Below are 12,973 nucleotides of genomic sequence, written 5' to 3' on the forward strand. Positions count from 1 at the left end.
CGTGTCCGGGCCCAGATCAGGGAGCGATCATGACCGCCATTCTCGATATCCACGCCCGCCAGATTCTCGACAGCCGCGGCAATCCGACCGTCGAAGTCGACGTGATGCTGGAAGATGGCAGCTTCGGCCGCGCCGCTGTGCCCTCGGGCGCGTCGACCGGTGCCTATGAGGCGGTCGAAAAGCGCGACGGCGACAAGAGTAAATATCTGGGCAAGGGCGTGCTGGCCGCTGTCGCCGCCGTCAATGACGAGATTGCCGAGCAGCTCATCGGCCTCGATGCCGAGGACCAGGGCGAAGTCGATGCCGCGATGATCGCGCTCGACGGCACCGAGAACAAGTCGCGTCTGGGCGCCAACGCGATCCTGGGCGTGTCGCTGGCCACAGCTAAGGCAGCCGCCGACGCGCGCGGCCTGCCGCTCTATCGCTATGTCGGCGGCGTCTCCTCGCATGTCCTGCCGGTGCCGATGATGAACATCATCAACGGCGGCGAGCATGCCGACAACCCGATCGACTTCCAGGAATTCATGATCATGCCGGTCGGTGCGGAGAGCATCGCCGACGCCGTGCGCATCGGTTCGGAAATCTTCCACACCCTCAAGAAGGGCCTGCACGACAAGGGCCTGGCGACCTCGGTTGGTGACGAGGGCGGCTTTGCCCCCAACATCGCCTCGACCCGCGATGCGCTCGACTTCATCATGCTGTCGGTCGAAAAGGCCGGCTACAAGCCCGGTGACGATGTCGTGCTGGCGCTGGACTGCGCCGCGACCGAATTCTTCAAGAACGGCAAGTACGAGATTTCGGGCGAAGGCCTGTCGCTTTCGCCGGTCGAAATGGCCGATTATCTCGCCGCGCTGGCCGCCGACTATCCGATCAAGTCGATCGAGGATGGCATGAGCGAGGATGATTTTGAGGGCTGGAAGGCGCTGACCGACAAGATCGGTGACAAGGTCCAGTTGGTCGGCGACGATCTGTTCGTCACCAACCCGGCCCGCCTGTCGATGGGCATCGGCAAGGGGCTGGCCAACTCGCTGCTGGTGAAGGTCAACCAGATCGGCACGCTGTCGGAAACGCTCGCCGCCGTCGATATGGCGCATCGTGCCCGCTACACGGCGGTCATGTCGCACCGTTCGGGCGAGACCGAGGATTCGACCATTGCCGACCTCGCCGTCGCCACCAATTGCGGTCAGATCAAGACCGGCTCGCTCGCTCGTTCGGACCGGCTTGCCAAGTATAATCAGCTGATCCGTATCGAGGAGGAACTGGGCGACATGGCCGTCTATGCCGGTCGTTCGATCTTCCGCTGATCCACGGCTGATTTAAGGTTAGGGATTCGGCTGGTCGCATAGGGCATGTTTTTGCTTGCGACCGGCCGAATCCTGTGATTCAAGCATTTCATGGCGCATATCGCGAAGCTCCGCATGCTATTGATGTCGGCCCTCGGGCCGGCAATCGCGGTGCTGTTGCTGCTTTTCTTCGCTGGCTATGTGGTGCTCGGCTCCAATGGCGTGCTCGCCTGGGGCGATTATTCGCGCCAACTGCGCGATGCGAAGGCTGAGCTCAAGATCGTCCAGCTGCATCGGCAGGAGTTGCGCAACCGGGTGGACCTACTCAATCCGCGCCGCGTCGATCCCGATCTGTCTGACGAACTGATCCGTCGCCAGCTCGGCGTGATTCACCATGATGAAGTGATCGTTCCGCTCAACTGATCCGCGCGTCGATAGGGTGCGCTTTCCATTTATTTGGTAAAATCCTGTCGCGGCAACATTTTGTTGCCAGCCGTTCGTGGCCCGTTTTCGACAGCGTTGTCATGGATTGTCGTTTTTGCACTCGGGACATTCATTATGCCGGGATTCCGTGGGGTCCGCCGTTGCAATCTATGCAACTCTGACGCATATCGGGCTTCCTTCCATCCTACCCACGCAAAAGGATAATAGCCTTGGCGAAACCAACCACGCCGCGCGCCGACAGCGCAAAGGCAAAGGCCGCAGTGCCGGCCGGTGCGGACCATAATCGTCCGCGCCCCGAAACGCCCACCGACTACAAGGCCAGCAAGGAAGAGCTGCTGGAATTCTATCGGCAGATGGTTCTGATCCGCCGCTTCGAGGAAAAGGCCGGCCAGCTTTATGGTCTGGGTTTCATCGGCGGCTTCTGTCACCTCTATATCGGCCAGGAAGCGGTTGCGGTCGGCATCCAGTCGGCATTGAAGCCCGGCAAGGACAGCGTGATCACCGGCTATCGCGACCATGGTCACATGCTCGCCTATGGCATCGATCCCAAGGTCATCATGGCCGAACTGACCGGCCGCGAAGCCGGCATTTCGCGCGGCAAGGGCGGTTCGATGCACATGTTCAGCGTCGAGCATAAATTCTATGGCGGCCACGGCATCGTCGGCGCCCAGGTGTCGCTCGGCGCGGGCCTCGCCTTCGCCCACAAATATAATGACGATGGCGGCGTGTGCGTTGCCTATTTCGGCGACGGCGCGGCCAACCAGGGCCAGGTCTACGAATCGTTCAACATGGCCGAACTGTGGAAGCTTCCGATCATCTTCGTGATCGAGAACAACCAATATGCCATGGGCACCAGCGTCAATCGCGCCTCGTCGGAAGACCAGCTTTATCGCCGTGGCGAGAGCTTCCGCATCCCCGGCATCCAGGTCGACGGCATGGACGTTCTGGCGGTGCGCGGTGCGACCGAGGAAGCGCTCAAGTGGGTCCAGGGCGGCAATGGCCCGATCCTGCTGGAAATGAAGACCTACCGCTATCGCGGCCACTCCATGTCCGATCCGGCCAAATATCGTTCGCGTGACGAGGTCCAGGCGGTGCGCGACAACAGCGACCCGATCGAGGGCGTGAAGAAATATCTGATCGACGCCGGCGTCAGCGAGGACGAGATCAAGGTCATCGACCAGGATATCCGCAAGATCGTCGCCGAAGCGGCCGATTTCGCCGAAACCTCGCCCGAACCTGAGATGCATGAACTCTATACCGACGTGCTGGTGGAGCAATATTAATGGGTATCGAAATCAAGATGCCGGCGCTCTCGCCGACGATGGAAGAGGGCACGCTGGCCAAGTGGCTGGTGAAGGAAGGCGATGAAGTGAAGTCCGGCGACATCCTCGCCGAGATCGAGACCGACAAGGCGACGATGGAATTCGAAGCCGTCGACGAAGGCAAGATCGGCCAGATCGTGATTGCCGAAGGCACCGAGGGCGTGAAGGTCGGCACTGTCATCGCGACGATGGCGGGCGAGGGCGGCGAAGCGGTCCCGGCACCTGCGCCGAAGACCGAAGCGCCCAAGGCCGAAGAAGCCCCCAAGAAGGCGGAAAGCGGCACTTCCAAGCTGGCGTCGGAAGCCAAGGCGACCGTGCAGGATCCGGATCTCCCGGCCGGCACCGAGTTCGTCAAGACGACGGTGCGTGAAGCGCTGCGCGACGCCATGGCCGAGGAAATGCGGTCGGACCCGCGCGTCTTCGTGATGGGCGAGGAAGTCGCCGAATATCAGGGCGCCTACAAGGTGACCCAGGGCCTGCTCGACGAATTCGGTCCCAAGCGCGTCATCGACACGCCGATCACCGAATATGGCTTTGCCGGCATCGGTTCGGGCGCGGCCATGGGTGGCCTGCGTCCGGTGATCGAGTTCATGACGTTCAACTTCGCCATGCAGGCGATCGACCACATCATCAACTCGGCGGCCAAGACGAACTATATGTCCGGCGGCCAGATGCGCTGCCCGATCGTGTTCCGTGGTCCCAACGGCGCGGCCAGCCGCGTCGGCGCACAGCACTCGCAGAACTACGGCCCCTGGTACGCCGCGGTTCCCGGCCTGATCGTGATCGCGCCCTATGACGCGGCCGATGCCAAGGGCCTGCTGAAGGCCGCGATCCGCTCGACCGACCCGGTCGTGTTCCTGGAGAATGAACTTCTCTATGGTCGCAGCTTCGACGTGCCCAAGGTCGACGATTATGTCCTGCCGATCGGCAAGGCGCGCATCATGCGTCCGGGCAAGGACGTGACCCTGGTCAGCTACTCGATCGGCGTGGGCCTGGCGCTCGACGCGGCCGAGCAGCTTGCTGCAGAAGGCATCGATGCGGAAGTGATCGACCTGCGCACGCTGCGTCCGCTCGATACCGCGACGGTTCTGGAGAGCCTCAAGAAGACCAACCGCCTGGTGGTGGTGGAAGAAGGCTGGCCGACCTGCTCGATCGCGTCGGAAATCGCCGCGGTCGTCATGGAAAAGGGCTTCGACGATCTCGACGCCCCGGTGCTGCGCGTCACCAACGAGGATGTGCCGCTGCCTTATGCCGCAAACCTCGAAAAGCTGGCACTGATCGACGCGGCTCGCGTCGTCGAAGCGGCCAAGAAGGTCTGCTACAAGTAAGAATGAAAAGGGGCGGTCCGATCGGATCGCCCCTTTTTCTATTCACGCTGTTTCTGCCGATTTTCAGGTGGGACAGGCTGCTGTCTGAGCGGTCGTCAGCTTGCCCGCATTCTTCATTTGTTGATCCGTGCGTTCACGGACGTTGAAGGCGCTGGTGTAGCGGATCGTCTTCTCGCCGAAGATGCTGTTCGAAATGAGCGGCTGATATTTATAGGCGACTTCGACGAACATCACCGCGGTGCCGTTGCCTGCTTTGATTTGGCGGCCGGCTGGTCCCATGCCGTCGACCATGCTGGCGTCGGTCTTGCCATTGTCGGTCGTGCCATAGGTAGATGTGAAATTGCCGCTGCCATAGCAGCGCTGCCAGCGGATATATTGGCCTGTATTGGGCGCATCCTGCTTGTTGGGTTCCAGGTCCGACAGGAAAATCTTTCCATTGGCGGCGAAATTGAGTCCATTGGCGGACAGAGCAGCACCACTGAATATCTCGTTGATATCGGCCTCGTCGATCGAGGCGCGCACGCGTGAGGCATTGTCGGCGACCAGCATGGCAAGCTGGCTCAATTTCATATGAGTGATGGCCAGATTGGCGACTTCCAGCCCGCCCAGCGTCAACGCCAGCAGGACAGGCAGCGAATAGGCGAACTCGATCAGGGCCAGACCTGATTGATCTTGCCGCAGTCGGCGCAAAAGGGGGAGCGAAGGCATGCGCATGTCAGGTGCAGACTTTCGTCGGGCTGATCTGGTTGGACCAGGGCTGGTTGCGAAGAATGACCGATGACGTGGCGGTCTGCGTCGCTGACCAGCCAAGGATTTTCGCCATGGGAAATAGGCGGGGCATGGTGACCGTGACCTGATAATAGACGACGTCGTCGGCGCTGCCGAGGCCGGTCGCACCGGCGCTCGTGTCATAGATGCCGTTGCCGTTGCTGTCTTCGAAGCAGTCGCCTGCGTTATAGGTGCCCAATGGCGCGGTATCGGTCAGGATCTTTTCGGGCTTCCCGATCCGCGAGAAATTATAATAGCTGGTCTTGGTGATATCCACGCTGCCCTTTTTCGATACGATGGGGGCCATACGCTGATTGATATAGGTATCGATCTGGGCCGAGGTCATCGTGCCGACCGAGGCTGCGCGGGCAGCCTGGTCCAGAACGCCCTTGGTGACGGCGTTGAGATAGCTTTGATAGCCCAGGTCGGCGATGCCCATGATGATGAGGCAGAGCGGCCCTATGACGAAGCCGAACTCGACCAGCGTCGCACCGCGGCTATCAGCCGCAAGGTTGCGGACAGGCAGGAGGCGCGCGATCATTGCGACAACCTCAACCCGCCGATATTCTGGGCAATGGTCGTGAACTGTGTGGTCAATGCGGCCGCATTGGTGGACACGGCGACATGGTCGCTGCTCGAAGCGCAACTGTCGAGCGTGGTGTTGGAGGCGCTGGCGAAGACGATCACCCAGATGGTGATGCCCTTGCGCTTGGCGGCTTCGCAGGCAATCGAGAAGCGCTTGTTCTGGATCGTCACCAGATCAGAGGTGCTGGTGCCGGTCGGCGCAAGTCGGCCGTCCAGCTTGTTGATGCCCCAGCCGTCATAATTGCCTTCCGATGCAGTCATCGCACCGTCCGTCATGAAGATGACGTGGCGCGAAATGGTGAAGCCATTGGGCGCCGCGCCGTTATTGGCGGCGAAAATCCCGTTGGGCGACATCATACGGGCACCCCAGATCATCCCGGTTGTGTGGTTGGTGAAGCCCCAAGGCTCCAGCGAGTTGACATAGGTGTTGAAGGAGGAGGCGCTGGGATCGTTGCTGGGCGCCGCATCCCGCGATGCATATTCTGCCAGTGGCCGAGCTGCTGTGGGGCAGGCCGCCTGATCACCGCCCCAGGTCGTCCAAGCGGGGGCGGTAGCAGGGGTCGAGTATCGGTGCCAGGAGACGTCCGGCCAGAGCGGCCGCCAGCGCGTCGCATTGGAATCAGGGATCAGGTCGATGTTCAGATCGTTCGCGCCAGCGGGGACGGAACTGGACGAGGTGCTCGAATCGATCGTGCTGATCGTATCGGGTTCCTCGATGCAGCCGGCCCAAGTCGACTTCGTGCCGTCGTCATAGGCGGGGTTTGTGATCTCGGTCCCGGCGACATAAGCGGATACGGGCTGCGCAAGCGCCTGATATTGCCAAAAAGCGCTCCATCCGGAACCGCTGGTCAGGCTGGCAGTATGGGTTGTCGTGACTTCCTTGCGGATGCAGGATCTACTGCCATTGCCCGAGAAATTGCTGGTGCTCCCGTTCCAGCTATATGTGCTGTAGGTGATTTTCGTGATCGTGCCGGGCGCAGAGCCGCTCAGTGCAGGGCTGCTGCTGCCCCATGATGTGCAGTCGCTCGACGAAATGGTCGTGTTATTGCTATTCGTCGCCGACGATGAATTCGTATAGCAGGAATTGCTGTTATATCTGCGGTAGCATGTCGTGGCGGCCGTAGAGCTGGTATCCTGATAATAGGCCTTGCGCCGCGTATTATAGGTCCATGTGTCCCCCGAATTTCCGCCCACAAGAGCCGTCTTGGGGAGCAGATATCCGACATTGACGTTGCTGGCATAGGGCATGAAGCCATAGCGCACCCGCCCGGTATTGGTGTTGCCGGGGCCAAGCGTGTCGTAGAAGGCGCGCACAGCCTGGCGCAGGGCTGCAATACGCGTCGTCGTTCCGTTATTGCCGTCGCTGATATTGCTGCTCATCGAACCGGTGGTGTCCAGCACCAGCATTACATCGGTATTGCCGATGTCGAATTTCGAGCTGCAGGACACCGACAGATTGAGATATTGGAAGCCCAATATCCGCATGATCGTGGTCGGGATGCGCGTGTCGGCGGAGACCAGCACGGTGGTCGTCAGGCTCGGATCGCTGCGGATGTTCGGATCAAATTCGTCAGTCTGAAAGGTTTTTTGCGGGAAGTTGAAATCGAAGAATTTCTTCGCTTCCGCAATGTCCGTGGACGTCATGGACGAGGTCGTCATGGAGCGTCGGCCAGCCAGCGCGCCAGCGTCACAGGCTTGCTGCAGACGGGCCTTAGCCATATAGGCGCGGCTCATGTCGACGCCGCCGCCGATCAGCGCTGCGAGCGGAATGACGGCTGCGGCCACCATGGCGAGCGTATTGCCCGCCTGGTTGCGCCGAAGCCGGCCGAGGAATGTCATCGCGCGCTTGATCTGCTTGCCCATGTTCCGCATTCACCCATGTCGCCCGTTTCCCCCCAGAAATCTGGACAGGGCCATCGTCGGCCATGCAACGGGACTGGTTAGGGTCTCTATGCGAAGTCTGGTTAAAGGATTGATAAGCCATTTTTAGATCGGGATCGAAATGATGGATCGCACGGACGATCTGGCGCCGCTGGCGCGCCTGCTTTCCGGGCATGCCGGGCGCTTTGCCGAGCGGCATCGGGCGCTCTGGGCGCTGGATCAGCGCTTTGCGCAAATTGCGCGAACCACCAGCGATGCGGCGATCGGGCAGATGCGCCTCGCCTGGTGGCTGGGCCTCGTCAGTGACGAGGCGGGAGTCAAGGGGCAGGGCGAACCGGTGGTCGACTGGCTCCGCGCGATCGGCGCGCTGGCCGCGCCCGGTATCCCGGCGATTCTAGATGGCTGGGAAGTGCTGGTGGTGGAGCCGGAGATCGATCTCACCGGCTTGCGCGACTATGCTGCCGGCCGCGGCGGCGGGCTGTTCCAGGCGCTGGCCGATGTGGCTGATGCGCCCGACTGGCTGATCGCGGCGGGCAAAGTCTGGGCGCTGTGGGATCTGTCCGCCCATAGCGGCGACGAGGCACTGGCGGATGCGGCCATCGGTCTGGCCCGCGACCTGTTGCCGCAGGTGGGCGATCCGGCGTGGCCCAGGGCGTGGAAGCCGCTGCGCATCGCCTATTTGCTGGCGCGGCATGATGTCGAGCGAGGACAGCGGGCGCCGGTCGGGCTGACGCGGAGCATGGTCTGGCGGCTGATGCGGATCGCGCTTGTCGGGCGCTAGTCGATCGCGATAGGTTCGCTGCCGTCACGAACGGGGGAGCGGGCGATGGGACGGTTGCTGGCAGGTGGCATGGGGGCGTTGCTGCTGGTCGCGGCCGGCCTGTTCTGGTGGCAGGGGCGGGCGACCAACGAGCCGCCGCCCAAGGCTTTGCTCGCGCCGCCGCCACCGCCAGCCAACGAAGCCTTGCCAGAGGGCGATCCCGATGCGGTCGGGGAGGCGCCGCCGATGCCCGGCGAGGCCAGCCCGCAGAGCCGCGAGGAAAAGCGCTTCGCCCGTTATGACCGCAATCGCGACGGCATCATCAGCCGGATCGAGATGCTGGGCAGCCGAACCGCCGCGTTCAAACAGCTCGATACGAACAAGGATAATCTCCTGTCGTTCGAGGAATGGGCGGTGGCCACCGCGGATCGTTTTGCCGGGGCCGATGCCGACAAGAACGGCAAGCTGACTCCGGCCGAGTTCGCCACCACCGCGCCGAAGCGGGCGGCGAAACCGCGCTGCAAATGCTGAGCCTGTGCCTGACGGATCAGGCCGGTTCCACCACCTCACCCAGCCAGCGACCGAAGGAGGCGCGGGCGCGGGCGGTATAGGCTTCCTTGCGCTGCTTCTTCTTGACGTCGTCGAGCGTCGGGAACAGGCCGAAATTGACGTTCATCGGCTGATAGTCGGCGGTCTCGACATTGCCGGTGACATGGCCGAGCAGCGCGCCGAGTGCCGTGTCGGCGGGCGGCGGCGCCAATTCCTGGCCCAATATCTCGGCCGCAGCGAAACGCCCGGCGATGAGGCCGATGGCGGCGCTTTCGACATAGCCCTCGCACCCGGTCATCTGCCCGGCGAAGCGGATATGTGGCGCGCTTTTCAGACGCAGCGTCGGGTCGAGCAGCTTGGGGCTCTGGATGAAGGTGTTGCGGTGCAGCCCACCCAGTCGCGCGAACTCGGCCTTTTCCAGGCCCGGAATGGTGCGGAACAGCTCGACCTGGGCGCCATGCTTCAGCTTGGTCTGGAACCCGACCATGTTCCACAGCGTGCCCGACGCATTGTCCTGGCGCAACTGGACCACGGCATAGGGCCAGCGGCCGGTCTTGGGATTGTCCAGCCCCATCGGCTTCATCGGGCCGTGGCGCAGCGTTTCCGGTCCGCGCGAGGCCATCACCTCGATCGGCATGCAGCCTTCGAAATAGGGGGTGCTGGACTCCCATTCCTTGAACTCGGTCTTTTCGCCGTCGAGCAACCCCTGGACGAAGGCCTGATACTGCTCCTTGTTCATCGGGCAGTTGATATAGTCCTTGCCCTCGCCACCGCCGGGACCGATCTTGTCCCAGCGATTGGCCATCCAGCATTCTTCCATGTCGATGCTGTCGAAATGGATGACCGGCGCGATCGCGTCGAAAAAGGCGAGATGCTCCATGCCGGCGGCTTCGCCGATGCTGCTGGCCAGCGCGGCGGCGGTCAGCGGCCCGGTGGCGACGATGGTCATGCCCTCCGTCGGCAGCGTGTCGATCCGCTCGCGCACGATCTCGACATTGGGATGTTCGGCGAGTGCGCGGGTAACGCCGTCGGAAAAGACATGGCGGTCGACCGCCAGGGCAGAACCGGCCGGCACCTTGGCCGGTTCGGCGCGGTCCATGATCAGCGAGCCGAGGCGGCGCATTTCCTGATGCAGCAGGCCCACGGCATTCTTGTCCGCATCATCGGACCGGAAGCTGTTGGAGCAGACCAGTTCCGCCAGCCCGTCGGTCTGGTGCGCCGGGGTCATCTCTCCGGTGCCGCGCATTTCCGACAGGCGGACCTTGATACCGGCCTGGGCGAGCTGCCAGGCGGCTTCCGAACCGGCGAGACCGCCGCCGATGACATGGATCTGATGATTGGACATAATTCGCTTAACTTCGCACTTTTCCCGCACATTCGGCAATTTCCGAACGCCAGTGGGACATATTGTTATGAGATGCAATCAGTATAGCGGGGCATGGTTCAATAGGACAGGGGCGCGGAAATACTATTCCGGCGTGTAGGCCAGCCAGCCGCTGAGGCCGCTGGTGGCGATCAGGGCAAAGCTCAAATCGGGGACTTCCCCCAGTAGGTCGCAGCCATAAGCCACGCCGAAGCCGATGGCGGCGCCGGCGAGCAACCAGAAGGCGCGGGCGGCAAAAAGGGGACAATGATATGCCAGGACGCGCATCGATGTCGTCCCGATGATGATCGGGATGGCGGCAACCAAGGGGCCGAAGATCAACGCGAAGAGCAATATGAGGGGCAGGATGATGAAGATGCCCAGATCCACCGTAATGGCATCGGGTATGCGGCGATAGAGATCGGCGGCCAGATAGAGTGTCATGAACAACGGGCCGGCGGTCAGGATCGCGCGGGCGGCGCCGCGCAGATGGGCAGGATCGGCATGGGACATCGGAACCTCCCGGAAAAGGGGAAGGGTGGGCGCACCCTTCCGGCTGGTGATCAGGCGACCTGGGGATGGCCGTCATGCAGCCAGCCATTCACCTTGCGACCGAAATGGGCGATCGCGCCCATGTTGAAGAAATGCATGCCGCCCAGCACGAGCACGGCGAGGCCGATCTTGGCACTGAGGAAGCGGATCGTTTCGGCATAGCTGGTCGGTTCCTTCCCCAGGCTGAGCGTCAGGGTGATGAAGCCGATATTGACGAGGTAGAAGCCGACGACGAGCAGATGGTTGGTCGACCGGGCCAGTTGCGCATCATGACCGAAACATTGGATCAGGAAGACCTCGCCATTTTTCGACAGGGTGCGCGCGACCCAGATGGTGATGGCGAGCGTGATGACCAGATAGAGGGCATAGGCGGTTTCAACCATGGTTCATCTCCTTTTGGCAATCAGAGGATGGCGGGCGCGACCGGTCGTTCGGCGCGCTGCTTGATGAGGGCGAGCAGGTTTTTTTCGATGTCGCCCAGGAAGAGTTCGCCCCACAGCCGGGAATAGCCATTGACCGGGGTCTGCATCCAATAATGGGTGTCGATGATGACGCGGGTGCGGCCGGAGCCGGCCGGCTCCATGCGATAGCCGCCGGTGGTCACCTTGAAATAGGCGCTGTCGGGCATCAGGTGCCGGTCGGTGAACTGCCAGGCGTCGAGCCCGCGAAAATCGAAGCGCCACCCGATGCTGCGGCCCGGTTGCCAGTCGATGATATGTTCGCGGAACCGCACCTGCCGGCCCCAGTCGGCCATGCGGACCGCGCCGATCCCTTCGCCCAGCATATGGGCGCCGAGCGGCCGGGGTACGCCCAGCACATCCTGGGTGAAGGTCCATGTGCCATCGCCCGGCCGGACATCGGGAATGCCGCGCAGCAGCGGCCAGATCCGGTTCGGGCTGGCCTCGACGATGATCGAGCGGCTGACCGTGGCGGTGGCGTCGGGCAGGGGGATCATCGGTTCGACCTGCATCGCGATCAGCGGCATGGCGAGCACCGCCATGCAATAGCTGGTGCCGCGATCGCCGGCCCGGCCGCGCAGCCGGTAGGTGGCATAGGCGCCTGCCAGACCGCTGACGATCCACAGCGGGGCGAGCATGACGATGCAGATCACCCCTTCCTTCAGCACCGGGACGGACAGGAGGATGGTCGCGCCCAGCAGCCAGAGCGGCATCGTCATATAATAGCGGCGCGACCGCTCTGCCCATGGATCGCCGACATAGGCAACGAAAGCGGTGAGCGCGGCCGGCAGGAGCAGCAGGAAGGTGAAGCTGACAAGGCCGTTCACGCGGGTAGCGTCGAGCAGCAGGTAGACGGTGATCGCAAAGGCCATGGCCAGCGCGACGGCTGACGCGATGCGCAACGGGGCCGATCCGGTGCGGGTGGGCGGGGCAATGGGATCGGGGTTTTCGTTGTTCATATCAGACATTTCTGTAAACTCCGAAACTGGCGGGCGCGATCGGGCGTCAGGGTGCATCGATCAGCAGCGACTAGTCCTTGCTCTTGCCGGTGGGGATGAAGCGGGCGACCTTGTTGCCGAGCTTCATGAGGGCGATCAGGGTCGACTTGGGCAGCTTGTTGACCTGCTCATACCAGTTGCCGAGCGTCGACATGAATTCATGCATGCGGGTGATGCGCTCGCGCACATGGGGCGGGCAGGTTTCATCCCTGGCTAGGCGCTGGGCGAGATCGTTCAGCAGGGCAATGGTCGGGTCGATCTCCCGCCGCTTGCGCTCCGCAGCGATGCGGGTGAGCATTTCCCACAGATCGGTTTCCGCGACGAAATGGTCGCGCCGGTCGCCCTCGACATGGACGCGGCGGACGATCGCATAGGATTGCAGTTCCTTGAGCGCGGTCGAGACATTGGAGCGGGCAAGGCCGAGCTGATCGACAATCTCGTCGGCGGGCAGAGGATGGTCGGACAGATAGAGCAGCGCATGGACCTGGCTGACCGACCGGTTGACGCCCCATTGGGTGCCCATCTCGCCCCAGTGGAGCAGGAACGCCTTGGCATCGGGATGGTCGAGAAGTGGCATGACGTTCCTTTCTGTAAAAACAGAAATAACGGAAAAAAATGAGTCGGGCAAGGGGCTGCGGCGGAGGAGGAAAAATTGCCGAAATCCGTCGAGCCCGTTGAAAAG

At 62.3% G+C, this 12,973-nt stretch carries 14 protein-coding genes; 6 read left to right on the top strand and 8 right to left on the bottom strand.

The features are described 5' to 3' along the window. Positions 1 to 29: 29 nt before the first annotated feature. The 4 genes from eno (at position 30) to VHN57_RS04415 (ending at position 4,377) form a co-directional block, all read left to right on the top strand. Positions 30 to 1,304, top strand: coding sequence for a phosphopyruvate hydratase (gene eno / locus VHN57_RS04400; RefSeq protein ID WP_004211794.1), 1,275 nt, complete (start codon positions 30 to 32; stop codon positions 1,302 to 1,304). A gap of 90 nt (positions 1,305 to 1,394) precedes the next feature. Beyond that, entirely contained in the window at positions 1,395 to 1,706 is a 312-nt protein-coding gene (locus tag VHN57_RS04405; RefSeq protein ID WP_004211795.1) for an FtsB family cell division protein, read from the top strand. A gap of 230 nt (positions 1,707 to 1,936) precedes the next feature. Further along, positions 1,937 to 3,010 carry a pyruvate dehydrogenase (acetyl-transferring) E1 component subunit alpha gene (pdhA, locus tag VHN57_RS04410; RefSeq protein WP_004211796.1) on the top strand — a complete coding sequence of 358 codons (1,074 nt, stop codon included), beginning with the start codon at positions 1,937 to 1,939 and terminating at the stop codon, positions 3,008 to 3,010. Then, positions 3,010 to 4,377 (top strand): pyruvate dehydrogenase complex E1 component subunit beta, encoded by a 1,368-nt coding sequence (locus VHN57_RS04415; protein ID WP_037521019.1) that lies wholly within the window; start codon positions 3,010 to 3,012, stop codon positions 4,375 to 4,377. Before pdhA ends, VHN57_RS04415 begins: the two co-directional genes overlap by 1 nt. A gap of 63 nt (positions 4,378 to 4,440) precedes the next feature. On the opposite strand, the gene VHN57_RS04420 is transcribed toward VHN57_RS04415, so the two are convergent. The 3 genes from VHN57_RS04420 to VHN57_RS04430 are packed head-to-tail and all read right to left on the bottom strand — an operon-like array spanning position 4,441 to position 7,593. Beyond that, positions 4,441 to 5,091: a TadE/TadG family type IV pilus assembly protein gene (locus VHN57_RS04420; protein ID WP_278988257.1), complete on the bottom strand. Its 651-nt coding sequence runs from the start codon at positions 5,089 to 5,091 to the stop codon at positions 4,441 to 4,443. Between the two features lies 1 nt (position 5,092). Continuing rightward, positions 5,093 to 5,686, bottom strand: coding sequence for a TadE/TadG family type IV pilus assembly protein (locus VHN57_RS04425; RefSeq protein WP_278988256.1), 594 nt, complete (start codon positions 5,684 to 5,686; stop codon positions 5,093 to 5,095). Next, positions 5,683 to 7,593, bottom strand: coding sequence for a TadE/TadG family type IV pilus assembly protein (locus VHN57_RS04430; RefSeq protein WP_423282887.1), 1,911 nt, complete (start codon positions 7,591 to 7,593; stop codon positions 5,683 to 5,685). Before VHN57_RS04430 ends, VHN57_RS04425 begins: the two co-directional genes overlap by 4 nt. 139 nt (positions 7,594 to 7,732) lie before the next feature. On the opposite strand from VHN57_RS04430, the gene VHN57_RS04435 reads away from it, so the two are divergent. Together VHN57_RS04435 and VHN57_RS04440 are read left to right on the top strand one after the other, a co-directional pair. Continuing rightward, positions 7,733 to 8,392, top strand: coding sequence for a hypothetical protein (locus tag VHN57_RS04435; protein ID WP_423282889.1), 660 nt, complete (start codon positions 7,733 to 7,735; stop codon positions 8,390 to 8,392). A gap of 45 nt (positions 8,393 to 8,437) precedes the next feature. After that, positions 8,438 to 8,902, top strand: coding sequence for an EF-hand domain-containing protein (locus VHN57_RS04440; RefSeq protein ID WP_423282891.1), 465 nt, complete (start codon positions 8,438 to 8,440; stop codon positions 8,900 to 8,902). A gap of 16 nt (positions 8,903 to 8,918) precedes the next feature. On the opposite strand, the gene trmFO is transcribed toward VHN57_RS04440, so the two are convergent. From trmFO to VHN57_RS04465, 5 genes are all read right to left on the bottom strand, one after another. Beyond that, positions 8,919 to 10,265, bottom strand: coding sequence for a methylenetetrahydrofolate--tRNA-(uracil(54)-C(5))-methyltransferase (FADH(2)-oxidizing) TrmFO (trmFO, locus tag VHN57_RS04445; RefSeq protein ID WP_278988387.1), 1,347 nt, complete (start codon positions 10,263 to 10,265; stop codon positions 8,919 to 8,921). A 123-nt stretch (positions 10,266 to 10,388) separates the two neighbouring features. Beyond that, complete coding sequence (locus VHN57_RS04450) at positions 10,389 to 10,796, bottom strand: hypothetical protein (protein WP_278988385.1); 408 nt, start codon at positions 10,794 to 10,796, stop codon at positions 10,389 to 10,391. Positions 10,797 to 10,846: 50 nt separating this feature from the next. Further along, positions 10,847 to 11,218, bottom strand: coding sequence for a hypothetical protein (locus VHN57_RS04455; RefSeq protein WP_278988384.1), 372 nt, complete (start codon positions 11,216 to 11,218; stop codon positions 10,847 to 10,849). A 20-nt stretch (positions 11,219 to 11,238) separates the two neighbouring features. Then, positions 11,239 to 12,252 (bottom strand): SRPBCC family protein, encoded by a 1,014-nt coding sequence (locus VHN57_RS04460; protein WP_423282894.1) that lies wholly within the window; start codon positions 12,250 to 12,252, stop codon positions 11,239 to 11,241. Positions 12,253 to 12,322: 70 nt separating this feature from the next. Further along, positions 12,323 to 12,868, bottom strand: coding sequence for a GbsR/MarR family transcriptional regulator (locus tag VHN57_RS04465; protein ID WP_423282896.1), 546 nt, complete (start codon positions 12,866 to 12,868; stop codon positions 12,323 to 12,325). Between the last annotated feature and the right edge of the window lie 105 nt (positions 12,869 to 12,973).

This window comes from Sphingobium salicis subsp. salicis, assembly GCF_049472635.1.
Taxonomy (GTDB): domain Bacteria; phylum Pseudomonadota; class Alphaproteobacteria; order Sphingomonadales; family Sphingomonadaceae; genus Sphingobium; species Sphingobium yanoikuyae_A.

Excerpts from the sequence above, each read along its gene's own strand:
- VHN57_RS04465 (WP_423282896.1), bottom strand. The coding sequence starts at position 12,868 with ATGCCACTTCTCGACCATCCCGATGCCAAGGCGTTCCTGCTCCACTGG.
- VHN57_RS04450 (WP_278988385.1), bottom strand. The coding sequence starts at position 10,796 with ATGTCCCATGCCGATCCTGCCCATCTGCGCGGCGCCGCCCGCGCGATC.
- VHN57_RS04420 (WP_278988257.1), bottom strand. The coding sequence starts at position 5,091 with ATGCGCATGCCTTCGCTCCCCCTTTTGCGCCGACTGCGGCAAGATCAA.
- trmFO (WP_278988387.1), bottom strand. The coding sequence starts at position 10,265 with ATGTCCAATCATCAGATCCATGTCATCGGCGGCGGTCTCGCCGGTTCG.
- VHN57_RS04435 (WP_423282889.1), top strand. The coding sequence starts at position 7,733 with ATGATGGATCGCACGGACGATCTGGCGCCGCTGGCGCGCCTGCTTTCC.
- VHN57_RS04440 (WP_423282891.1), top strand. The coding sequence starts at position 8,438 with ATGGGACGGTTGCTGGCAGGTGGCATGGGGGCGTTGCTGCTGGTCGCG.
- VHN57_RS04415 (WP_037521019.1), top strand. The coding sequence starts at position 3,010 with ATGGGTATCGAAATCAAGATGCCGGCGCTCTCGCCGACGATGGAAGAG.
- VHN57_RS04425 (WP_278988256.1), bottom strand. The coding sequence starts at position 5,686 with ATGATCGCGCGCCTCCTGCCTGTCCGCAACCTTGCGGCTGATAGCCGC.
- eno (WP_004211794.1), top strand. The coding sequence starts at position 30 with ATGACCGCCATTCTCGATATCCACGCCCGCCAGATTCTCGACAGCCGC.
- VHN57_RS04455 (WP_278988384.1), bottom strand. The coding sequence starts at position 11,218 with ATGGTTGAAACCGCCTATGCCCTCTATCTGGTCATCACGCTCGCCATC.
- VHN57_RS04460 (WP_423282894.1), bottom strand. The coding sequence starts at position 12,252 with ATGAACAACGAAAACCCCGATCCCATTGCCCCGCCCACCCGCACCGGA.
- VHN57_RS04405 (WP_004211795.1), top strand. The coding sequence starts at position 1,395 with ATGGCGCATATCGCGAAGCTCCGCATGCTATTGATGTCGGCCCTCGGG.
- VHN57_RS04430 (WP_423282887.1), bottom strand. The coding sequence starts at position 7,593 with ATGGGCAAGCAGATCAAGCGCGCGATGACATTCCTCGGCCGGCTTCGG.